The organism is Acidovorax sp. DW039, assembly GCF_037101375.1.
Taxonomy (GTDB): Bacteria; Pseudomonadota; Gammaproteobacteria; order Burkholderiales; family Burkholderiaceae_C; genus Acidovorax.
In genome coordinates this window covers 4,383,051-4,404,059 of sequence record NZ_AP029019.1, presented here as the reverse complement: position 1 = coordinate 4,404,059, position 21,009 = coordinate 4,383,051, and the positions used below count along the sequence as shown (strand labels likewise).

At 64.2% G+C, this 21,009-nt stretch carries 16 protein-coding genes; 7 read left to right on the top strand and 9 right to left on the bottom strand.

Features of this window, described 5'->3' with window-relative positions; all coding sequences use genetic code 11:
* Window positions 1-197 precede the first annotated feature (197 nt).
* Window positions 198-1,493 carry a ferric reductase-like transmembrane domain-containing protein gene (locus tag AACH87_RS19745; RefSeq protein WP_338796269.1) on the top strand — a complete coding sequence of 432 codons (1,296 nt, stop codon included), beginning with the start codon at window positions 198-200 and terminating at the stop codon, window positions 1,491-1,493.
* Between the two features lie 24 nt (window positions 1,494-1,517).
* On the opposite strand, the gene AACH87_RS19740 is transcribed toward AACH87_RS19745, so the two are convergent.
* Window positions 1,518-3,314, bottom strand: coding sequence for a pectate lyase (locus tag AACH87_RS19740; protein WP_338796268.1), 1,797 nt, complete (start codon window positions 3,312-3,314; stop codon window positions 1,518-1,520).
* Between the two features lie 446 nt (window positions 3,315-3,760).
* Here AACH87_RS19740 and AACH87_RS19735 point away from each other — a divergent pair, with 446 nt between their 5' ends.
* A complete protein-coding gene (locus AACH87_RS19735) occupies window positions 3,761-4,711 on the top strand; it encodes a TRAP transporter substrate-binding protein (protein WP_338799026.1) in 951 nt (316 codons plus the stop codon).
* Window positions 4,712-4,731: 20 nt separating this feature from the next.
* Here AACH87_RS19735 and thiL read toward each other — a convergent pair whose 3' ends face one another.
* Window positions 4,732-5,718, bottom strand: a complete 987-nt coding sequence (thiL, locus tag AACH87_RS19730; RefSeq protein WP_338796267.1) for a thiamine-phosphate kinase — start codon at window positions 5,716-5,718, stop codon at window positions 4,732-4,734.
* A gap of 34 nt (window positions 5,719-5,752) precedes the next feature.
* Window positions 5,753-6,661: a LysR family transcriptional regulator gene (locus AACH87_RS19725; protein WP_338796266.1), complete on the bottom strand. Its 909-nt coding sequence runs from the start codon at window positions 6,659-6,661 to the stop codon at window positions 5,753-5,755.
* A gap of 112 nt (window positions 6,662-6,773) precedes the next feature.
* On the opposite strand from AACH87_RS19725, the gene AACH87_RS19720 reads away from it, so the two are divergent.
* Window positions 6,774-7,175, top strand: coding sequence for a tautomerase family protein (locus AACH87_RS19720; protein ID WP_338796265.1), 402 nt, complete (start codon window positions 6,774-6,776; stop codon window positions 7,173-7,175).
* Between the two features lie 20 nt (window positions 7,176-7,195).
* Here the strand turns inward: AACH87_RS19720 and AACH87_RS19715 are convergent, their stop codons facing one another.
* The 4 genes from AACH87_RS19715 to apaG form a co-directional block, all read right to left on the bottom strand.
* A complete protein-coding gene (locus AACH87_RS19715; protein WP_338796263.1) occupies window positions 7,196-8,320 on the bottom strand; it encodes a YbdK family carboxylate-amine ligase in 1,125 nt (374 codons plus the stop codon).
* A complete protein-coding gene (locus AACH87_RS19710) occupies window positions 8,310-9,566 on the bottom strand; it encodes a cation:proton antiporter (protein WP_338796262.1) in 1,257 nt (418 codons plus the stop codon). Before AACH87_RS19710 ends, AACH87_RS19715 begins: the two co-directional genes overlap by 11 nt.
* Before the next feature lie 392 nt (window positions 9,567-9,958).
* The gene (locus tag AACH87_RS19705) at window positions 9,959-11,938 is read right to left on the bottom strand and encodes a site-specific recombinase (RefSeq protein WP_338796261.1); all 1,980 of its coding nucleotides are present in this window, start codon (window positions 11,936-11,938) and stop codon (window positions 9,959-9,961) included.
* The gene (apaG, locus tag AACH87_RS19700) at window positions 11,935-12,342 is read right to left on the bottom strand and encodes a Co2+/Mg2+ efflux protein ApaG (protein ID WP_338796260.1); all 408 of its coding nucleotides are present in this window, start codon (window positions 12,340-12,342) and stop codon (window positions 11,935-11,937) included. The genes AACH87_RS19705 and apaG overlap by 4 nt, the downstream gene beginning before the upstream one ends.
* Before the next feature lie 89 nt (window positions 12,343-12,431).
* Here apaG and rpe point away from each other — a divergent pair, with 89 nt between their 5' ends.
* Complete coding sequence (gene rpe / locus AACH87_RS19695; RefSeq protein WP_338796258.1) at window positions 12,432-13,115, top strand: ribulose-phosphate 3-epimerase; 684 nt, start codon at window positions 12,432-12,434, stop codon at window positions 13,113-13,115.
* Window positions 13,116-13,164: 49 nt separating this feature from the next.
* Here the strand turns inward: rpe and AACH87_RS19690 are convergent, their stop codons facing one another.
* Window positions 13,165-15,309, bottom strand: coding sequence for a HAMP domain-containing sensor histidine kinase (locus AACH87_RS19690; protein WP_338796257.1), 2,145 nt, complete (start codon window positions 15,307-15,309; stop codon window positions 13,165-13,167).
* Between the two features lie 15 nt (window positions 15,310-15,324).
* Window positions 15,325-16,044, bottom strand: coding sequence for a response regulator (locus tag AACH87_RS19685; protein ID WP_338796256.1), 720 nt, complete (start codon window positions 16,042-16,044; stop codon window positions 15,325-15,327).
* A gap of 230 nt (window positions 16,045-16,274) precedes the next feature.
* Between AACH87_RS19685 and AACH87_RS19680 the strand changes: the two genes are divergently transcribed.
* The 3 genes from AACH87_RS19680 (at window position 16,275) to AACH87_RS19670 (ending at window position 21,005) form a co-directional block, all read left to right on the top strand.
* The gene (locus AACH87_RS19680) at window positions 16,275-17,681 is read left to right on the top strand and encodes an SPFH domain-containing protein (protein ID WP_338796255.1); all 1,407 of its coding nucleotides are present in this window, start codon (window positions 16,275-16,277) and stop codon (window positions 17,679-17,681) included.
* 2 nt (window positions 17,682-17,683) lie between these two features.
* On the top strand, window positions 17,684-19,255 hold the full coding sequence (locus AACH87_RS19675; RefSeq protein ID WP_338796253.1) for a hypothetical protein: 1,572 nt from the start codon (window positions 17,684-17,686) through the stop codon (window positions 19,253-19,255).
* A gap of 436 nt (window positions 19,256-19,691) precedes the next feature.
* Window positions 19,692-21,005 carry a glucose-1-phosphate adenylyltransferase gene (locus tag AACH87_RS19670; protein ID WP_338796252.1) on the top strand — a complete coding sequence of 438 codons (1,314 nt, stop codon included), beginning with the start codon at window positions 19,692-19,694 and terminating at the stop codon, window positions 21,003-21,005.
* The last annotated feature ends 4 nt before the right edge of the window (window positions 21,006-21,009 follow it).

The following is a 21,009-nucleotide window of genomic DNA, read 5'->3' as shown; positions in this document are numbered from 1 at the left end:
GGGCTCCTGGTGTAGGCAGGTGAGACATGGAACCCGTGTTCACGGGTGGTCGAATCCTAGCAGCCGCGTTCAGCCGCGTTCGCATGTGTCTTCCCGTTCTTTACGCCTTGTTTATGTTGGATTAAGGATGGCTTCATCCCCGAGGGCTATCGTGGGCTCCGATACCAAAAACGTGCCGCTTGGTGGCACCCCGGATGATGAAAAAAGTTCTCGCAAGCGCTTTGGCGCTGGCCGCGTTGGTGTGGGCGCTGACCGTGCCCTGGCAAGGCCCCGCCATGAATGTGTGGGCCTGGCGCAACCAGATTCTGCTGCTCACCGGGCTGGGGGCCTGGGTGCTGATGTCCCTGATCATGGTGCTGTCGCTGCGGCCCGTATGGTTGGAGCGGCCTTTGGGCGGCATGGACAAGATCTACCGCCTGCACAAGTGGGCTGGCATTGGGGCCGTGGTGCTGTCACTGCTGCACTACGGCACGCAGTTGTCCAAGAGCGTGCTGGTGGCTTGGGTAGGCCGCCCGGTGCGTTCGCCGCGCCCTGACTGGTGGCTGAACGTGTTTCGCCATTCTGCTGAGGAAATGGGTGAGTGGGCCGTGTGGTTCCTGGCGGCCATGCTGGTCATCACGCTGTGGCAGCGCTTTCCGTACCATCTCTGGCGCTACCTGCACAAGTTGCTGGCGGTGGTGTACCTGGTGCTGGCCTTCCATGCAGTGGTGCTGGTGCCGCCCGACTGGTGGGTCCAACCTGCCGGTGCGCTGGTGGCTGTGTGCACGCTGGCAGGTGTGGTGTGCGCCGTGCGTTCGCTGGGCGGGCGCATCGGGCGCAGCCGCCGCCACCCTGCGCGGGTGGTGGATGTGCAGGTGCATGCCAGCGGGGTGGTCGAGCTGGAGTGCCAGGTGGAAGGCACATGGAGCCACCGGGCCGGGCAGTTTGCGTTTTTGACGGTGAGCCAGGCCGAGGGGCATCACCCCTTCACCCTGGTCAATGCCGACCAGCGCGACGGGCGGGTGCGGTTCGCCATCAAGCCGCTGGGCGATTACACGGCCCGGCTGGCCCAGCGCGTCTCTGTGGGCCAGGCGGTGTGGGTGGAGGGGCCCTATGGCCGGTTTGACTTCCGCCGCGACAAGGCCCCCGAGCAGGTGTGGGTGGCTGCGGGCATTGGGGCCACACCTTTTGTGGCGTGGCTGGAGTCGCTTCAGGCCGCGCCTGAGCAGGCCCCGGTGGTGCAGTTGCACTACTGCGTGCGCAATGAGAACGAGGCGGTGTTTGCGCGCCGCATGCAGCAGCTGTGCGCATCGCTGCCCCGCGTGACCCTGCACATCCACTACAGCGACACCCAAGGCCCCGTGGCGGCAGACGCCCTGCTGGCCAGCGCAAGCCCGCGCGCCAGCGTGTGGTTTTGCGGGCCGCAAGGGTTTGGGCAGGCACTGCGCTCTGCCATGCAGCGCCTGGGGCGCAGGCCCCGCAGCTTTCATCAGGAGCTGTTTCAGATGCGATGAGTGGGCGGGGCTCTGCGCAGGGGCTCAGGCCACGGGGGTGAGGTAGGCGATGAGCCGGCCCATGCGGCGAATCCACTCGGACGTGACGATGAACTGCGGCTTCTCACGCTTCACGTAGGGCTCGATTTCGGGCGGGTTGTCGGCGGGGTAGGGCGAGGTGTCGTACACATCACCCACATGCTTGCTGCGGTAGGCCGTGCCCGTGTAGGCGGTGCTTGGCCCGTCGCCCTTGTAGGGGTTGACGATTTCTGGCACGGGCGAAGTCCAGTAGCTTTTGCTGCCCAGCTCTGCCAGCAGGGTTTGCGCTTCGCTGTCGGGCACGGTGGGCGTGGTCATCACGGCCCCTGCAAACAGGTCGGGGAAGTCCACCTCACGGATCGAGAAGTACTTGGGCAGCTCACGGGTGCCGCTGGTCTTGAGTGGTGACTTGGCCACCATGGCGGCAATCTCTGCGCTGGTCATGCTGTTGAGCTTGTTGTAGGTGCTCTCCAGTGCAGCGATGTTGATCGTGCGGCCTGCCGAGTAGTGGCTGATGGTGTTGGTGTAGTCCTTGTCGGCGTAGTAGGCACCGTTGTGGATGTTGGAGCCATAGCGGTGCATGTACAGCCCGTCGTTGGTGCCCAGCTCGATGAAGGTGGGGTGGGTGCGGCCACCGCCGAGCAGCGGGTTCTTGGTGGCTGCGTCGGCGGGCAGGGGGCAGCTCTTGAGCCAGGCAATCGCCTCGGGGATGCGGGCCAGGTACTTCTTGTCGCCCGTGAGCTGGAAGTAGTTGAACAGCTGGTTGATGTTGGTCTGCGTGGTATGCGTGGCCAGCGAGCGGGGCTCGTAACTGCGTGCCCCCGCGGGCGCGCCAGCGGGGCGGCCATCCGTGGGGCGCGAGAGGTGCTGCAGGCTCCAGCCTGCCTGGGGGCCGGGCTGCTGCATCAGGCGCATGCATTCCATCGCGCGCTCGATGTTGCCGATCAGGCGCGTCTCGCCCAGGGCAATCACGCACAGGGTCAGGAACTTGATGTTCTCGCCCATCACGTCATCGTTGAAGGTGACGTGCAGGGTGTAGTCGCCATCGGCCATGCCCGCAATGCCGCCGGGCGGAATCTGCCCTGCATTGGGCAGCGGCATGCTGCTGACCGAGCCGGGGAAGTGCGGAAAGCGCTGCGGCCAGCCACCGTTGGCAATACCGTACTCGGGGCCAAACTGGGCCTTCACCACAAAGTCGATGGCTTTTTGCAGTGGGGCCAGAAAGCGGGCGTCGCGCTTTTCCACATACATGCGCAGCAGCAGTTGCGATGCCACTGCCGTGCCAGCATCGTCAAACGTGGCGTTGCCGTAGTAGTGCTGGAACTCTTCCAGCCGCCAGCCGTTCTTGCCAATGGTGTCGTACCACTTCTTGAGCGAGTCTTCGCCCGCAAAGTCGTGGATGTAGTTCCAGCCGCCCGAGCTGTGCTGGGCCGCGATGATGGCCAGGGTGGTGCGCTCAGCCGCCTGGTAGTAGCGCTCGTCACCGGTAGCGTGGTAGGCGTCCAGATACACATGGCCCACCGAGGGCGTGCCGGGTGGCTGAATCCAGCACATGGTGCGGTAGGCCTCCATTTCGCCAAAGGTCTGCTTCAGGTCAGGCGAGTAAGACCACACGTAGCCGCCCTGGTACGACACCACCTCGTCCATGTACTGCGCAGCGCGCTTGAGGCCCGCGGCCGCCTCGGCCTTGGCTCCTGTGAAATTGATGGGCTCCACGCCGCCACTGCTGCCGCCCCCTCCGCCGCAGGCTGTCATCAGCAGGGGTGACAGGGCGGCGGTCAGGGCAAAGTCTCTGCGTTTCATGTTTTTCAGTCTCCTCGGTGAATGGATATGTGACAGCACAGGCGCGCAGCGCCCGCTGGCCGGTCTGTCTGCCGGCAGAGTTGTCTAGCCAAGAAAAATGACGTCGTACAACTACGTGTATTCTGAGGAGATGAAACAGAAGGGCGGGATGGCGTTTACCCGGATGGCTGGTTAGTAAATGTTGCAGAAAATCAAGACGTATTGACGATCAAAGCCTCTGATTTTCATGATTTTTGTAGTCTCTTCGAGTTGCTTGCGCGTGAATTGTCAACTGACAACGGGGCGAGTTGATGGTCATCAAGAGTGGATGAGATATGTATGAATTGATCGGATGTCGTATCAATAAGTGATAACCGAGGCTGGGGGTGGGCCGCCATGAAAAAAGGAGTGAGGAGATGACAAACACCGCAAAACGGTATTGGGGGTACGTCTGCCGGGGCATCGCAATGCTTGCGTTGGGTGGGGTTCTGGCTGCGCCCGCTGTGGCGCAGACCACGCTGAGGGCGTGGAACATCCACCCCGATGGCTACCCAGTGACCGAGGCCATGAAGAGCTTTGCCGACCAGGTGGGCAAGGCCACGCAAGGGCGCTACAAGGTTGAGGTGTTCTCCAACGCCGTGCTGGGCGATCAGCCCAAGGCGGTGCAGATGCTCAAGACTGGCGAGCTGGACATTGCGGAGTTCAGCTCGGGCCCACTGTCAGACGCCGTGCCCGGCATCAAGGTGCTGAACCTGCCCTTCCTCTTTACCGACTCGGCCCACATGTTCCGCCACCTGGACGGCAAGCTGGGGGAGCGCTTTGCGTCCAACCTCAAGACCGCGGGCTTCGTGGTGCTGGGCTGGTACGACGGGGGTGCGCGGTCGTTCTACTGCGCGGGGCGCAGCCCCTCCAGTCTGCGGGATCTGGCGGGCGCATCCATCCGGGTGCAGCAGTCTGAAATCTATGTGGAAATGGTCAAGCTGCTGGACGCCAAGCCCGTGCCGCTGCCTTTCAAGGAGGTGATGGCGGGCTTTGAAAAAGGCGCGATCGACTGTGCCGAGAACAACATGCCCTCGTACGAGGCCACAGGCCACTACAAAGTCGCCAAGAGCGTGTTTGTGACCAACCATGTGGTGTCGCCCGAAGCGCTGGTGGTTTCATCTGCCCTGTGGGCCAAGCTGTCTGAGGCAGACAAGACCGCGTTTCAGGAGGCGGGTGCGCGCTCTGCGTTGCTGATGCGGGAGCTGTGGAACAAGCGCGTAGCCCAGGCGCAGGACACCACCGCCAAGCAGGGGGCCCAGTTTGTGCGGGTGAAGGATGTGTCGCCCTTCGTGCGGCGCATGTCCCCGCTGTACGCCAAATACATGAACGACCCCACCACGCGCGAGGAGCTGCTCAGCATCATTGCCAACAAGTGAGGGAAAACTCCCGCAGCCAATCAGGCAAAGTGGTCAAACGATGCGAAGCGGTTCTCCACGGGTTGGCCCTGCGCATCCTGTAGGCGCAGGCCGGGGGGCGCCTCCACCTGCCCAATGCGCGTCACGCGTGTCTGGGCTTGGGTGGATGCGGCTTGCACGGCCTCGCGTCGGTGCGGTGGGGCGGTAAAGATCAGTTCGTAATCGTCCCCCCCCGCCAGGGTGCACTGGTGCAGGAGTGATTCGGGGAGGTTTTGATAAAAAGAGGCTCCAGCGCTTGCTGTATCAGCGCAGGAAGCTATCAATTTGATAGTTTCGTGGGTGTGGATGCTGGCCCCCACACCCGAGGCCTTGAGGATGTGCCCAAAGTCCCCCAGCAGGCCATCGCTCACATCCATGGCGCTGCTGGCAATACCGCGCAGCGCCATGCCCAGGGCCACGCGTGGGGTGGGTTGCTCCAGCCGCTGGCGTGTCTGGGCCAGCACGGGGGCGGGTAGCTGGACATGGCCCAGCAGCGCCTCCAGCGCCAGGCGCGCATCGCCCAGCGTGCCGCTTACGTAGATGTCATCCCCTGCCCGTGCGCCGCTGCGCAGCAGGGCTTGCCCGGTGGGCACTTCACCAAACACGGTAATGCAGATGTTGAGCGGGCCCTGCGTGGTGTCGCCGCCGATCAGCTCGCAGCCATGGGCGTCGGCCAGCGCCAGCAGGCCCCGCGAGAAGCCCGCCAGCCAGGGCTCATCCACGCGCGGCAGGGCCAGCGCCAGCGTAAAGGCCAGCGGCCGAGCCCCGCAGGCCGCCAAGTCAGACAGGTTGACCGCCAGTGCCTTGTGCCCCAGGGTGACCGGTTCCACATCGGCAAAAAAATGGCGGCCCTCTACCAGCATGTCGCTGCTGATGGCCAGTTGCATGCCTGCGCGCGGAGCCAGCAGCGCACAGTCGTCGCCCACGCCCAAAGCGGCGTGGCGCACAGGGCGTGTGAAGTAGCGTGCAATCAGGTCGAATTCACCCATGGTGTGGTCCATAGTCCAAAAAGGGCCGAAGCCATTACGTGCGGCTTGGGGCTGGAGAAAACCACTTCGCCCAGTGGTCGATGCAGGCCTGTATTTTGGGGAGCCGATGCCGACGGGAGAGTGTGATGGCGTAAATGGGGGTGGGCTGTAGGTCAACGCAACCAGCCAGCACCGGAGCCAGTAGCCCTTGGTGCACCAGGGGCTCGGCCACCACCGTGGCCAGCCGCGCAATGCCCAAACCTTGCAGGGCCAGGCGCGCCGTGATGGCCGTGCTATCAGAGCGCCAATGCCCCTCAGCCACCAGTTCCTGGGGCTGGCCGTCGACCAGAAAGGGCCAGTGGTTCAAAAAGGCCACGGCGCTGTTGGTGATGAGCCGGTGTTTGCGCAGGTCGCCGGGCTGCTGCGGCACACCGTGGGCCTGCAGGTAGCCAGGGGTGGCGTACAGCGCGCGGGCCAGCGTGCCTAGCGGGCGTGCCACCACGGTGTCGGTCAGCGGCGGGCCAGTGCGAATGGCGATGTCGATGCCATCGCGCGCCATGTCGGCCATGCGGTCGTCCACCACCAGTTCCATACGCAGTTGGGGGTGCTGTTGCTGCAGGCTCTCGAAGCTGGGAATCAGAAGGTACTCTGCCACGACCGAACTGGAGGCCACGCGCACCCAGCCGCCGGGCTGGCCGCTGTGCGCTGCGAACTCGCCTTCGAGTTCATCGAGCGCACCAGTGATGCGGCGGCAGTAATCCAGAAAGGTCTGCCCCTCGGCCGTGAGCGTGAGGCCGTGGGTGCTGCGGTGCACGAGCCGCGCACCGCAGGACTGTTCAATGCGCGCCAGCGTGCGCGAGACCTGGCTCACCGGCGCATCGCGCTCGCGCGCCACGGCCGACAGCGAGCCCAGGTCGGCCACGCGGGCAAACAGGTGCATGTCTTCAAAGCGGATGTCGCGCATCGGGCAATGGTAACTGCGGGCCTTTGCATGCCGCGCAAAACGGTATTGCCCTTCGGGCCGTTTCCACTGCGTGTTGCGCTGCCTACAGTGGCTCCCACCTGAAAGGAATGCCATGCCCACCCTTGTCCTGAAACTGACCCCCTTGCAAAACCCCGAGCGCTATCGGCAACTGGCCGTGGCGCTCACCGATCTGACCGTGCGCGTGCTGGGTAAACGCCGTGAGGTGACTGCTGTGGTGATCGATGATCTTCCTGCGGCGCGCTGGCACATTGGCGCAGAGTCCGTGCAGCAGCCCACCGCGTTGCTGGAGATCAGCATCACGGCAGGCACGAACACTGCAGAGGAAAAAGCCGCCTATGTGCAAGCTGCCTACGCAGAGCTGGAGCGGCAACTGACGGCGGGAGGCACCCTGGCGCAAGCCAGTTACGTGATCGTGCGTGAACTGCCTGCCAGCGACTGGGGCTACGGTGGCCGCACGCAACTGGCCCGCAAGCAAGCGCTGCAAGTGGCTTAGGGCGCCGCCAGGTCAATGACTCAGGCAGGCGTTCCGCGAAAGCGCTGCGCCGCCTGCCTGCTGACTTCGGCTAGTAGTTGCTCCTGCCGCTGCCGCTCGCGCAGCCAGCGTGCATCGTTCTGGCCCGCTTCGGTCTCGCGCCGCAGCAGATGCATGGCGTTGGAGGCACCCTGCGCAGCAGCGTGGCCCGCAATGCGGTCCATGGTCATGAGGATGTGCTCGCGCAGCGGCATGTGCTCGCCCGTGGCGGGGTCTACATAGACCGCGTCCATGCCAAAGCGGCAGGCCTGAAAGCGGTTGTAGGTGTAGACCAGATAGTCATCTTCCTGCGGAGTGAAAGGCTGGTCTGCCAGAAACCATGCCCCCAGCGACTGCACATAGCCCGCCAGTGCGGCAGCACGTTCAATGGTCAAGGGCGTATCGAACACTCGGATCTCGATGGTGCCGAACTCGGGCTTGGGGCGGATGTCCCAGTAGAAGTCCTTCATGCTGCGCACCACGCCCGTGCGGGTCATCTTGTCGAAGTACTTGCCAAAATCGTCCCAGGTCAGCACAAAGGGAGCTCTGCCCGACAGCGGAAATGCAAACACCGAGTTCAGCCGCGCGGAGTCAAAAGCGGTGTCCTGCCCCTGCACGTAGGGGCTGGACGCCGACAGCGCAATGAAGTGCGGGATGTAGCGGCTCATGCGGTGCAGCATGAGCAGCGCAGCGTTCGCATCGGGGCAGCCAATGTGCACGTGCTGGCCGAAGATGGTGAACTGCTTGGACAGGTAGCCATACAACTCGGACAGCTCACGAAAGCGGGGCTTGTCGTAAATGCGGCGCTCATGCCACTGCTGGAAGGGATGGGTGCCACCTCCCACGACGGCGATGTTGAGCTTGTCGGCACTCTTGACCAGCGCATCACGGATGGGCGTGAGTTGCCCCAGCACCTCGCTGGCCGAATGGCACACGGCGGTGGAGATTTCGATCATGCTGTTCGTCATCTCGGGCACCACGCTGCCGGGCAGGGGTACCTTCTTCATCAGGCGCAGCATGTCTTCTGCATACGGTGCCAGGTCATAGTCGTGGGTGTTGACGAGTTGCAGTTCCAGCTCGACGCCCAGTGTCAGCGGTTCGGAATGGGAGAAGGCTTCAAGACTCATTGGATTCTCCGGCACGGCCACGCTGCAGCGGGGCCCAGGGTTTGGAACTTTCGCCTGCGCGGTAGATGGCCACAGTGGCAATCACGGCCCCCAGAATCTCCATCAGCAAGATGGCAGGCAGTGCGATGCTGGCAATACGGTAGCCCGTGGACGGCGAGGCCACCACGAACTGCGATGCAATCAGCAAGGCAATGGAAGACATGGGCGTCATGGCGCAACCGACCCACAGGGCCTGGCGCCAGCTGGCACCGCTACCCACGTTGCCAATGGCCACGCCCAGCGCCTTGGCCACCAGCCGCACGCCAATAAGGGCCAGCACAGCGCCTGCCACCGGCCCGCTCCAGTCGGCCTGCGCGGCCACGGTGGAAACCAGCACAAACATCAGCATGGTGAGCAGCGAGGATGCGTTGCCCAGCTGCCGTGGCCAAGCCCAGGGGCGCGGATTGAGCTGCTTGAGCAGAATGCCTGCCAGCAGCGCAGCCAGCGGGGCCGATCCACCCATGTGGGAAGCCACTGTAGACCCTGCGGCAATCAGCGCCAGCAGCAGCATGGAGGTGTTTTCGCTGGTGGGGCTCATGAACCGCAGCGCCATGCGCAGCACCAGCGTTAGCACGGCTGCTACCAGGATGGAGACACCCAGCACGACCACTGCGGGAGAGATCGCATCCAGCAGGGTGGCCGCATGCCGGTTCATCTGCTCGGACCAGGCCGAGCCCAGCGTCAGTGCGTACAGGGTGGACAGCGTGGCCAGCACCACCGCCCGCTCCGTCACCGGGCCTGCGGCCCGCGTATCGGCCACCACGCGCGTCAGCACCGCGGGTGATGCTGCCAGGGCCACCAGGGCCAATGGGCCAGCCACCTGCGTGGGCTGGTCCAGCCACACCAGCGTCCAGTACACGGCAAAGTAGGTCAGGGCCGATTCGGCAATGCTCTGCACCAGGACCATGGGGTTGTGCCGGAACCAGCGCAGTGAAATGCGCCCCCCGCACTCAAACAGCACGATGGCAATGCCCAGCTCCACCAGGAACAGGCCAATGCCCTGCAAGGGCCAGACGGCACCGTTGAAGCCCGCCAGGCCTGCCAGCGTGCCCACCAGCGTATAACCCACCACTTTGGGCAACCCGGTGTGCCGCTGGCACAGGTAACCCACGACGGCGGCAGCCGCCAGCAGCAGCGACCATTGCACCGTGGGAAGGCCCGCCGATGGCCGCAGCCATTGCGACCAGAAACCAAAAAGTTCATTCATGTCATGCGACCTCGTGTGACAAAGGGCAGGGCCCTGAGGTTGAGAAACGATGCGCTGTTGAAGGCGGCAAGCCACCTGCCTCAACGCACCATGGCCCCGGTGCATGCCATGGCATCCACATGCGGTAATCGCCTGAGGGAGCGTTCGCGAAGGGAGAAGGAGGCGCACAGCGCCACTGCGCGCCCGCTGGAGGCCGGTCCATGAAGCATGGCAGGCTGCAGCAGGGCTACAGGTTGCAGGAGCAGAGGGAGCGCAGATCTTCTCCTTGTCTCCTTGAATTGATTCCCCTCGTGAATTTCAACAGGCGATTGAGGCCACGCCTCAATTTACCTGCTGAAACATGATGGCTGTGTAGGACAGACCCGGGAATTGAGCCAACGATGTCTATCGAGCTACGGAGCTGTGGGGCGTGCGGGCACAAAGAAGCTCAGGGGGGCCGTGCGCAGGCGCTTGCGAATGGCGGCGTAAATCAGCGAACGATCCACTCCACTGACATTGCGCGCACGCATGGCCACGCTGAAAGCGAAATAGAAGCTCACCCCCACATTGAACGCGCCCAGCAAGGGCAACGTAGCCACGGCCCACCAGAAGGCGGGCATGTGCAGCACGGCGGGCCCCAGCGCGGCGCTGGCTGCACCGATCTGGCCCGCGGACAGGGTGACGTGCCGCACATCCAGCCCCAGGCCGAAGAAGGTGGCAATGACGGGCACCAGCCCCAGCATGAAGCCCAGGGAAATATTGGCCGCAAAGCCCGAGATGTTGTCCCGCAGGAATTGGGCCCAGCGGGCGGCGCGGGGCTCGCCCAGCAGGTGGGTCAGCCGTGGGTTGTACTGGATGGCCGAGTCCAGCCGGGCCAGCACAAACCAGTTCTCAGCCCAGCCCGCAATGATGCTGGAGGCGAACAGCAGCACGCCGGTGAACGCTGCAAAAAACACGGACGGACCAAGCAGGTGCAGGGACTCCAGCACATGCAAGGCCTGCTTTTCGCCGATGGGTGTCTGCCCAAAGGTATGGAGCATCAGCAGCGAGATGCCCAGCACGACCGGATACACCACCAGCACATTGCCCAGCACCGCTGCGACCTGCGAGCGCACCAGATGGGTGATCTCGTCCACAAAGGACTCGATGGCTTCTCCTGAGCCCAGCTCCTTGAGCTTGGCGGCCATGGCGGGTGCCGTCATGGCTGGTTGCTTAGTGGCTACGGTGAAGTGCAGCAACTGCACCAGCACAAAGCTCACGGCGTAGTTGAACCCCGCCCAAAAGCCTGCCCAGAATGCAGAGAGCGCCAGCGCATACAGCGCAAACTTGGCCAGCGTTGTGAAGGCAATCACCAGCCCCCCGCCTGCCGCCTTGCGGACCATGGACCGGTACTCTGCCGGGGTGCGGGTGATGTAGTGCTCACCCGTTTCTGCGCTGCGCTCGGCCACCTTGGCGGCCACCAGCGACGAGTTGGACGCCAGCAGCGCCCGCAGGCTGCGGCGCTCTTGCCCCACCTGTACCAGGGTAGTCATCAGCCGGGCCGCGGCGAGCGCGGGCTTGGGCGACAGCAGGCAGTCCAGCAGCAGCCGCACCCGCAGGATGCGCTCACGCAGCTGCCTCAGGCGAAAGACCAGTCCCACCGAGATACCGTTGTCCTCAAAATGGGTGTAGACCGTGGAGGCTGCGGCGCGGCAGGCTTCCAGACGTTCGCGCAGGCGCTGTGCTGCATCGTTCAAGCGGTCTGGCGTGCGCAGGGCATGCTGCACCTCTATCCGCAGGCTCTCCACGTCGCGGATGAGGGCGTGGAACGGCTGGGCATCGCGGGCGGCTTCGCTCATGCGCAGGCGCAGTTCGGGCGCGAAGCCGGTGGAGAGAATCTGCCCAGCGCAATAGGTCATGGCGTTGAGCAGTGCCTTGTGCCAGGGGGAGAGGCCGCCTTCTTCCATGGGCTCCAGCAGCCGCGCCAGTCGGTCAAGCTGCGATTCGTCCAGCGCCCCCACCCACTGCGCGTCGAACGCGTGGGGCATGGCCAGTACGAACAGTTCTGAGGCGTCAATGGTGTCAGGCGTGCCAGGCAGCCACTTGGTGCGCAGGCGTGCGGCCAGTTCGCTCATCAGCGCTGTGCGAGGCGCAAATCCAAAATCTGCGAGCAAGGTGGTGATGTCCACCGTATGCATGAGCTGGGCCCACCACGCTCTCAATCTGGCTTGCAGCTCTGGTCGCGCTTCGACCGCGTCCAGAAAGAGCTGGAATCGGGCTACCGCTGCAGGCACTGAATCGCGCTTGCCCCGCACCCAGTCCAGCAAATGAATCAGCCACAGGTGGCGGCGGGCCAGGTCTGCCTGCGGCTGCAGTGCCGTCAGGATTTCTGCGAGATCGGTCGGTCGGCTCAATGCAGAACCCTTCCACCCAAGGGTTGGCCGGAAGGGCCGTGGTGGATGGCCTCCAGCACGAACAGGGGCACGGGGGTGTCAAACGGCTCCCCGTCTTCAGCCACGCAGTGGAATGTGCCGTGCATGGTGCCGCTGGCCGTGCGCAGGCGGCACCCGCTGGTGTACTGGAACGACTCGCCCGGCTTGAGCAGGGGCTGGTGCCCCACCACGCCCAGACCTTTGACTTCCTCGGTATGGCCCCGCGCGTCGCTGATGATCCAGTGGCGCGAAATGAGCTGTCCGGGCGCATCGCCGGTGTTGGTGATCGTGATGGTGTAGGCGAAGCTGAAAACCTCCTGCTCGGGCTCGGATTGCTCGGGCAGGTATTCGGGCACAACTTCTACCGCAAACTGGTACTTTGGCATGGGGCGGATGGTAACCGTGCAGTCAGGTTTTGTGGCGGCGGGTCACCCCGAAAACCCCATGCAGGCCGAGCTTTGAGACAATCGGGGGTATGAGCCCCACATACCGCATCGCCCCTTCCATCCTTTCTGCCGACTTTGCCCGTCTGGGCGAAGAGGTGCGCAACGTGATTGCCGCTGGCGCCGACTGGATCCATTTCGACGTGATGGACAACCATTACGTGCCCAACCTCACCTTTGGCCCCATGGTGTGCCAGGCGCTGAAGCCCCACGCCAAAACCCCTGCGGGTGTGGCCGTGCCGATTGATGTGCACTTGATGATCCAGCCCGTGGATGCACTGGCCGCCGCGTTTGCCGAAGCGGGTGCGGATTACATCAGCTTTCACCCTGACGCCTCGGGCCACGTGCACCGCAGCATCCAGGCCATCCGCTCCAAGGGCGTGAAGCCCGGTCTGGTGTTCAACCCCGCAGAGCCGCTGGATGTGCTGGACTGGGTGATCGAGGACATCGACCTCATCCTCATCATGAGCGTGAACCCCGGTTTTGGCGGCCAGAGCTTCATTGACTCTGCCTTGCGCAAGATCGAAGCCGTGCGCAAGCGCATCGACGCCTCGGGCAAGGACATTCGCCTGGAAGTGGACGGCGGTATCAAGGCCGACAACATCCGCCGCGTGGCCGATGCCGGTGCCGACACCTTCGTGGCGGGCAGCGCCATCTTCGGCAAACCGGACTACAAGGGCGTGATCGACGCCATGCGTGCCCAGCTGGCCGCCTGAGCCTTTCAGGGAGTGGCGCCTCGGGAAGCGTTCCCCCCTTCGGTGGGGCTTACCCGAGCCGCTGAAAGGTCAGCACGAACGCCACGCCATCGTCGGTGTTGCGGGCGTTGATCGTGCCCCCCATCTTGGCCATATAGGTTTTGGCCACAAAAAGGCCTTGGCCTCTGTGCTCTCCTTCTCCGGCAGGAAGGGGCAGGCTGGGGTCTGACACCCCCAGTTCAAAAATCCGCTCCAGCAGGTCTTCCGCGATGGTGGAGCCCTGGTTGTGCAGGGTAGCGCTGGCGGTGGATTCCGATGCAGTCAGGCTGAGCGTGATGGGCGTGCCTGCAGGCCGGTAGCGGTCTGCATTGCGCAGGATGTGCGTCACCACATCCTCCAGCGCAAACTCGTCCGCCCGCACGATGACTGCTCCTGCTGTGTGGTTCGGTGGCACGTACCGCACATCCAGAATCCCCGCAAAGTGGGCGTTGTCGGCCACGTTGCGCAGAAAGTCGTGCAGATCCAGCCGACCTTCAGGTACGTTGGCGGCCTGCAATGCCTCTGCTGGCGAGGCGGTGCCGTACAGCACATGAATGGCTTGCTGCATGCGCTGGACATAGCGGTGGCCTGGGGTCTCCGGGCCGTGCAGGGCCATCAGCGATTGCAGGGGCGACATGATCTCGTGGCCCACGGCATGCCACATGTCACGTTCCTGCTGGGCGCGTAGCTGTTCTCGCTGCAGATCGTCTTTGACCCGCTGCAGCAGGTCGGCCAAGCCTCCGGCCAGAATGCCCAGCTCATCGGAGCCTCGCAGGTCGGACACATCCAAATCTCCGAGCCGGGGTCCGATGTGCCCCGGTTGCACGTTGTACGACACAGCAGCCGCGCGGCGCGTGAGGGCTGTCACCCGGCGTATCAACCCCACCTCCACGATCAACCACGCAAGAGCGATGGCCCCCAGCATGGCCATCAGGTACCACGACATGCGCGTGGCCACCGCCGCCAGGCCATGTTCCACGCCGCGCAGGTTGCCCGTGAACTTCACCACGTAGTTGCCGGTGGGGGTGTCCAGAATGTCGAGTCCTTCAGGGGCCGCGGGCAGGGGCTCGGTGCTGTCCAGTGGCAGCCAGCCAATCAGGCGAATCAGCCAGGGCGAGGAAGGTTCCGCATGCACGTCCGAACCCTTGAGGGTGAGTGCGGTAGCCTCATCCGCTCCCATCTTGCGGATCTGCACCCGCTCCCCCTGCAGCAGACTGCGGGAAACCTCGGTCAGCGATGCCGTCAGTTGCGCGCCCGAAGTGTTGCTGTCAAACAGCACGGGAGACGACTCCCCGGCACCCAGCATTTGCACGTGCAGGCGCATGTGCCCCAGGTCTTCGGGGGGCCAGATCAGCTTCTCGTCCTTGCGAAAGAGGGCTTCCCGAAACACTTCCACTGGAAGGCGGACGGAGTAGAAGGTCCGCCGCAGGCAGTCGGGCCGCACGGTGCTGCCATCGCGGCATTGTCCGTTTTGCCAGAGCCAGCCGCGAAAGTCACGCACCGGGCGGGCGCGAACGTCCAGCTGAGGGGCTCCGGTATCCACAAACCCGGTCAACCGGCCGCGGGCTCCGCCGGGGCTCCCAAGGCTGGACATGGCCTCGAACGGTGCGACCCACTGGTAGCTGGTGCCCCGTATGTCCAGCGAGATGCGGGCGCGGTGGGCCTCTGCCAGCACCAATGCCCCGCGCTCGCGCGGCACCAGCTCACCCGCATAGAAGCTGCCCACGATGTAAATGAAGCCCCCGGCGTACGGGTTGTTGCCGATCGCCGCGCACACCGAAGAACCGTCGGGGTACTGCACCGAGCAGCCCGCCATCTCCACTGCCTGCTGTGATTTGTGCGGATCATCAAAATCAATGGCTGCGTAGGGCAGCAGCAAGGGCGCCAGAGGGGTGACCCCTTGGGCCTGGTGGCCGGCGTTGAGCAGTGCCAGTTGACCCGACGGATGACGCAGCCGCGCCATTACCTCCGCCTGGCTGCGTTCAAACCCATGCTGGTAGCTTTTCCAGGCTCGCTCCTTTTCCTCTCGCAGCAGCACCACGCTGAGCGCCACGGTGGCAAAAGCCAGCAACAGAAACACGCTGCGCACCAGAATACGCAGACGAAACGCCCGCAAACCCAGGCGCGGCATTTCCAGACGCGGAAGCTCCAGGCTGGAGGGCAGCAGGCGTTTCATGGCGGTGTGAATGGTCTACCCACGGGAGGCCGCCCGGCCCACCCAGCGAAAGCCCCGCATGGGCACGTTTTCAATGCCCTCAAAGCTGGGGTCCACCTCGCGCAGCGCCTCGCGGATGGTACTGACATGCTTGCGCACGTTGTCGCGGTTGCGCCCGCTTTTGACCACCTCAAACAGCTCGTCGTAAGACACCACTTCGCCCCGCCGCTGGTACAGCGTCGCCAGGATGCGCTGGGCCGTGAGGGGCAGGTTGATGCGTTCACCCTGCCAGGTGGGAGTGCGTTGCCATAGTGGGTCTAGCACCAGCGGCTCTGCGGCAGGTGCCGCTGCGGCCGCCGCCGGGGCTGTGGGGGTGCGCTGGGTAGTCCGCAGAATGTCGAGGAAGGTTTCGATGAAGTCGGCTTCTTCGAACGTCGTCTTTTGCAGGTAGTCCCAGGCGTCCAGCGCCTTCATGATGCTGCGGTAAATGGCCGCAGGCATGGCGGACACCACCAGCACCGGCGTGCCCTGGCGCAGTTTGTTGATGGCGTTGATGAGGGCCACGCCCGCATGCCGCTCGCGCCCCAGTTCAATGTCCAGTACCACCGCGTCGTAATGCTCGCGGGCCAGCGCTGCTTCGGCCTCATCGCGGGTAAACCACTGGTCAATCACGATGCCGCTGCGGGCACTGCGAATCCACCCGGCCAGCTGGTTGCTGGTGGGCAGGTCATCTTCGACGATGGCAATACGGGTCATGCAAGGCTTTGTATGCGACGGGATCGACGCATTATCCCGACCGGCAAGACCTCCTGGTGTGAGTTTTTCTTCCGGGGTCGGAACATTCGTGCTGCCAGTGTGAGCGCAATGACCGTGGTGCCGCATTGTTGCTTCCGGGGTGAATTCGAACAATCTGTCTTCAATGAGCCGCCCTTCCCGGGATGGCCAGAAACAGACAACAAACCGTCAATCACCCAAGAGAGGCCACCATGAAATTCACCTGGAACCGCATCGTGCAGACCCTGAAGGGTCGCAAATCCCCATCGCTGCAGGGCGACAGCGCGGACCCCGTTCTGGATGCCGAAACATCGGCCACGGCGCAGGATGCTTCGCCAAGCCCTTCTCACCCTGTTCCAGGCAGCGATGCGTCCGGCACCCAGCGAGCCATGCCCTCGGTCGCCCGCATCCAGTGGTCTTATCTTTTGCCTACGGCCCGCACGGTACGCTGGCTGGCCGTGGGCACGGCCATTGCGGCCGCAGGCCTCATGGTGTATCGCCACCCGCCCGTGCAACACCTCGCGCAGGGCGAGCTGGCCCTGAGGCTGAACCAGTTCACTGGCAGCGTCAGCCTGTGGCGCGATGGCTCTGTATGGGTAGTGCCTGGTTTGCACACCGTTCGCATTTACTCCCTGCGTGACCAGAGCTACCGCCCCGAGGCCATGCGGCAGGCCAATGGCAGCGCACCGTTGCAGTCTGTGGAAGGCCTGTCGTTCGGCCTGGACCTGAGCGTGCGCTATGCCCTGGACCCCGCATCGCCCGCGGTGAAGGCAGGGAACCTTCCTGAAAACGTCGGTGTGGACGTGGTGGAGCCTGCTGTGCAAGGTCTGGTCTACAAGGTGTTTGCCCGCTACACGGTACGGGAGATTTTCTCGACCAAGCGCGCAGAGATCGCCCAGACCATCGAGTCCGAACTGCGCACCCGCCTGGCTGCCGATGGTGTGACCCTGCGCAGCATCCAGATCGGCAAGGTCGATCTGCCCGCCGAGTACCGCCGGGGCATGGACAGCCTGCTGGCCGAGGAACTGGCTTCGGAAAAGATGCGCTACACCCTGGAGCTCAAGGACAAGCGCGTCAAGGAAACCGAACTGGACGCTGCCGCCGAGAAGGTGCGCCGCGAAGTAGCGGCCGAGGCCGCTGCCCGTGAACAGGTGATTGCGGCCCGCGCCCAGGAAGAGGCCATGAAGCATGTGCTGCCCTTCAAGCAGCGCCAGATCGAGCAGCGCCAGCTGGAGGCCGAAGCCGAGCGGGTAGCCCGGGTGAAGGCCGCGGAAGGTGCGGCCCAAGCGCGCCGCATTGAAGCCAACGGCGAGGCAGACGCACGTCAGAAGCTGGCCGAGGCTGAGGCCTACCGCATGGACCGGATTGGCAAGGTGAACGCCGAGCAGATGGCGCGCGAGGGCGCCCTGGTCACCAAGCATCCGCTGCTGATCCAGAAGACCCTGGCCGACAAGCTCTCGGACAAGATCCAGGTCATCATCGCGCCGCCCCCTGCCAATGGCGATTTCATCGGCGCAGCGTTGCTGGGCGGCAGCCGCAATGCTTCGGCGCAAGCCCAAACTGCCCCAAACGCAGCTGTGGCTGAAGACGCCTCTGCCAATGCCACGACGGAGCAATGACCATGCAGATCACCACGCTCACGCTCGTTGCAGCGATTGCCTGTGCTGCCGTTACCGTAGCCTCGGCGGCGACACCTCCTGCATCGGCCCCTGGCGCATCGGCACCAGTATCTGCACCGGTATCGACAACCACGTTGGGCACTGCCATCGTGGTGCAGGACCAAGCCACCCTGCGCGCCGCGCCGCGCGACGGTGCCCAGCAGCAGGCGAGCCTGTGGCAGGGCGAAGTCCTGGAAGTGCGGGCCGAGCGCCTGGACTACCTGCAGGTGTGGGACCACAAGCGGGAGCGGGGTGGTTTCATCCGCGCCAGCGATGTGCGCAGGCTGGCGTTAAATGAGGCAGAAGGCCCCGGCTTGCTGGCGGTGCTGCGCTTTGTGCAGGAAACACCGGGAGCCGAGGCTTTGGGGATTGGCCTTACCGCCGCCTATTTGCAAGCTGCGCCCGCCAAGGTATTGACGGGCATCGAAGGCGCCCAGGCCCTGGATGCCCTGGGCACCTTTGCGGATCGACTGGCGCGCCGTGCATCGGTGGCTGTGCCAGGCAAGGCGTCGGGCGCAACGCTGTCGGCCCATCTGGATGTGGCCAGCGGCTATGGCGTGCGGTTTGCCACCTACGAGGTGGAAGGGCGCATGCAGGTGTGCTACGAAGGCGAGGCCTTCCGTCGCCTGCTGGCCATGCCCGCGTCGGATGCGGAGCAACGGGCCCGCGCAGCGCTGGCGTTGACGCGCCCCGAGTGCATCAACCCCGATCTGCCCGCCCATGAACGCGCCAAGCTGACCTCCTGGCAGGCGGATGTGCTGGAGCGGGTGGATGTGGCGGGGTTGCCTGGCTACCTGCGCAACCGTGTGCAGATGCGCCGCGCCAGCGTGTGGGGGGCCATGGCCTTTCAACAGGCGCGCAAGAGTTCCGCGGGCCCCGGCGCCGACCCCGCAGTGGCGGCGGCCGCAGCGCGGGCTCTGACCGAGCTTTCCGGGGTGAGTAAGGTGGACCTGCCGGATGACGACCAGAGCACCTACAACGATGCCGCCATGCGCGTGAGTGCCGTACGCTTGGCCCTGATTCCCCCGGTGACTTCCCAGGCTGCAATCGGCGCTCGCCCCACGGTGCTGACGGAACCTGGAGCACCCGGCGAAACCTGTGTACTGCTGGTAGACGCCCTGCATGGTGCCAAGGCCCCCCTGCTGCGCCGCTGCACCTATGGGGTGGTGTGGACCGCTTCGGCAAGCACCAACCGGGAGGGCACCGCCGTGGCGTTGGCAGTGCAACCCATGGAGGGATGGCGCGAGTTGTGGGTGCTGCGCAAGAGCGAAGGTGGCTGGGTAGCCGACGTGTTGCCGCCCGCCGCCACCACCCCCGAAACGGGTGTGTCTGAATGGGCGGGCTGGGTGCCGGGCGGTCAGCAGATGCTGGTGTCCAAGGAGGCCCGCGCCCAAGGGCGTTACCGCAAGAGCTTTGAAGTGGTGCGACTGGACGGATTGACCACGGAGCGCGTCACGGGTGATGTGGCTGCCTTGCCGCTCTTTCAGCGCTGGCAGGACCCTGCCTGGAAGCGGCAGACCCTGAGCCTGCGATAAGAAAGGCTGTTCCGTCACGGGCCTTGCACCCAGAGTGCAGGGCCCGTTTGTTTTTGGGCTGTTTGAACACGGATGCCCGCTGCGTTCTCACTGTCCAGGTAGGCATGCACCTACAGGTTGTTTGTGTAAATCCCTGCAACCAGGTGTACAGGCGCGGCAGACCATGGGGCTCCTTTCGGGTCCTGTCCATGCCAAATTCCTGCATCTCACCCTCTTGCTCCACCTGCGCCCGTCGCATGGCGCAGTCGTCCTCCGATCTCTCCAATGCAGACCTTGAATCTCGGGGTTGCAAAGGCCATGGAGTCGCCCGTTCAGACGAAGACGCGTCCGCAGGCCGCGTGCAGATGGACGTACCCACACACGTCGTCTCTTTTCCCGGTTCTTCCCCGGCTGCCTCCTCGGGCAGCTCCACCTGACCTCAGCACTGGAGTCCCCCATGTCACGCACCCGCAACGTACTTGCCATCGTCATGGCCGGAGGAGAAGGTTCCCGCCTTCACCCATTGACGGCTGAGCGCTGCAAACCTGCAGTCCCCTTCAATGGAAAGCACCGGATCGTCGACTTTGTGCTGTCGAACCTGGTCAATTCAGAGATTTATTCCATCTACCTGCTGGTGCAGTACAAATCGCAATCGCTCATTGAGCACATTCGCCAGTCCTGGACCATGACCCGGTTCATTCCCGAGCACTTCGTGACGGTGGTGCCTCCGCAAATGCGCAATGGGCCGGAATGGTTTCAGGGTACGGCCGACTCGGTTTACCAGAACATCCACCTCATCGAGAACTTTCAGCCCGACATCGTGGCCGTGTTTGGAGCCGATCACATCTACCGCATGGATGTGCGCCAGATGGTGGACTTCCACATCAGCAGCAAGGCCCATGTGAGCGTGGCTACCTTGCCCGTGCCGCTGGCGCAATGCAGCCAGGTCGGCATTGTGGACATTGATGCGCAGCACCGCATACGGCAGTTTGTGGAAAAGCCTGCGACCACCCAGCCCATGCCGGGCAGCTCTACCCATGCGCTGGCCTCCATGGGGAATTACCTTTTCAATGCAGATGTGCTGCTGGACGCCCTTCACAAGGCGCATGCCGCGGGGCACAGCGATTTTGGGCGCGACATTCTTCCGCGCATGCTGCAGTCGCACCGCCTGATGGCTTATGACTTTCACACCAACAGCATCCCGGGCGTCGCCCCGTATGAGGAACATGGTTACTGGCGCGACGTGGGCACCATAGACGCCTATTACCAGGCCCACTTTGACACCCTGGGTGCTGCGCCGCGCTTTCGCATGACCAACCGGCAGTGGCCTATTTATGCCAGCCCCGACCAGGCCGAGTCGGCACAGATCGAAAACGGGGTGCTGCACCGCTCGGTGGTCGGGTCAGGCAGCATCGTGGATGGCGCATCACTGGACCACGCCATGCTGCGGCGCTCGGTACTGGTGGAGCGGGGGGCCCAGCTGGAGCACTGCATCGTGATGGAGCGGTCCCGCATCGGCGCCGGGGCACGGGTGCGCAGGGCCATCGTGGACCAGGATAACGACATTCCGGGAGACGAGCGCATCGGCTTCGACCTCATGGCCGACCGCAAGCGTTTCCACGTCACGCCCAGCGGAATCGTTGTGGTGCCGCGCGGCTATTTTCCGGCTCGCACGGCCGCAAGCCGCTTGCCCAGTGCCAGGCCGCGTCTTGCGTTGCAGGCAGGGAGTCCGGCAGAGTTGTACCCGAGCGAGTTGCAGGCCGCCGCATGAATGT

Bases quoted from the DNA above. Each gene is read 5' to 3' on its own strand.
- AACH87_RS19745 (WP_338796269.1), top strand. From the start codon at position 198: ATGAAAAAAGTTCTCGCAAGCGCTTTGGCGCTGGCCGCGTTGGTGTGG.
- AACH87_RS19740 (WP_338796268.1), bottom strand. From the start codon at position 3,314: ATGAAACGCAGAGACTTTGCCCTGACCGCCGCCCTGTCACCCCTGCTG.
- rpe (WP_338796258.1), top strand. From the start codon at position 12,432: ATGAGCCCCACATACCGCATCGCCCCTTCCATCCTTTCTGCCGACTTT.
- AACH87_RS19720 (WP_338796265.1), top strand. From the start codon at position 6,774: ATGCCCACCCTTGTCCTGAAACTGACCCCCTTGCAAAACCCCGAGCGC.
- apaG (WP_338796260.1), bottom strand. From the start codon at position 12,342: ATGCCAAAGTACCAGTTTGCGGTAGAAGTTGTGCCCGAATACCTGCCC.
- AACH87_RS19690 (WP_338796257.1), bottom strand. From the start codon at position 15,309: ATGAAACGCCTGCTGCCCTCCAGCCTGGAGCTTCCGCGTCTGGAAATG.
- AACH87_RS19735 (WP_338799026.1), top strand. From the start codon at position 3,761: ATGCTTGCGTTGGGTGGGGTTCTGGCTGCGCCCGCTGTGGCGCAGACC.
- AACH87_RS19710 (WP_338796262.1), bottom strand. From the start codon at position 9,566: ATGAATGAACTTTTTGGTTTCTGGTCGCAATGGCTGCGGCCATCGGCG.
- AACH87_RS19680 (WP_338796255.1), top strand. From the start codon at position 16,275: ATGAAATTCACCTGGAACCGCATCGTGCAGACCCTGAAGGGTCGCAAA.
- AACH87_RS19670 (WP_338796252.1), top strand. From the start codon at position 19,692: ATGTCACGCACCCGCAACGTACTTGCCATCGTCATGGCCGGAGGAGAA.
- AACH87_RS19715 (WP_338796263.1), bottom strand. From the start codon at position 8,320: ATGAGTCTTGAAGCCTTCTCCCATTCCGAACCGCTGACACTGGGCGTC.
- AACH87_RS19685 (WP_338796256.1), bottom strand. From the start codon at position 16,044: ATGACCCGTATTGCCATCGTCGAAGATGACCTGCCCACCAGCAACCAG.
- thiL (WP_338796267.1), bottom strand. From the start codon at position 5,718: ATGGGTGAATTCGACCTGATTGCACGCTACTTCACACGCCCTGTGCGC.
- AACH87_RS19725 (WP_338796266.1), bottom strand. From the start codon at position 6,661: ATGCGCGACATCCGCTTTGAAGACATGCACCTGTTTGCCCGCGTGGCC.
- AACH87_RS19675 (WP_338796253.1), top strand. From the start codon at position 17,684: ATGCAGATCACCACGCTCACGCTCGTTGCAGCGATTGCCTGTGCTGCC.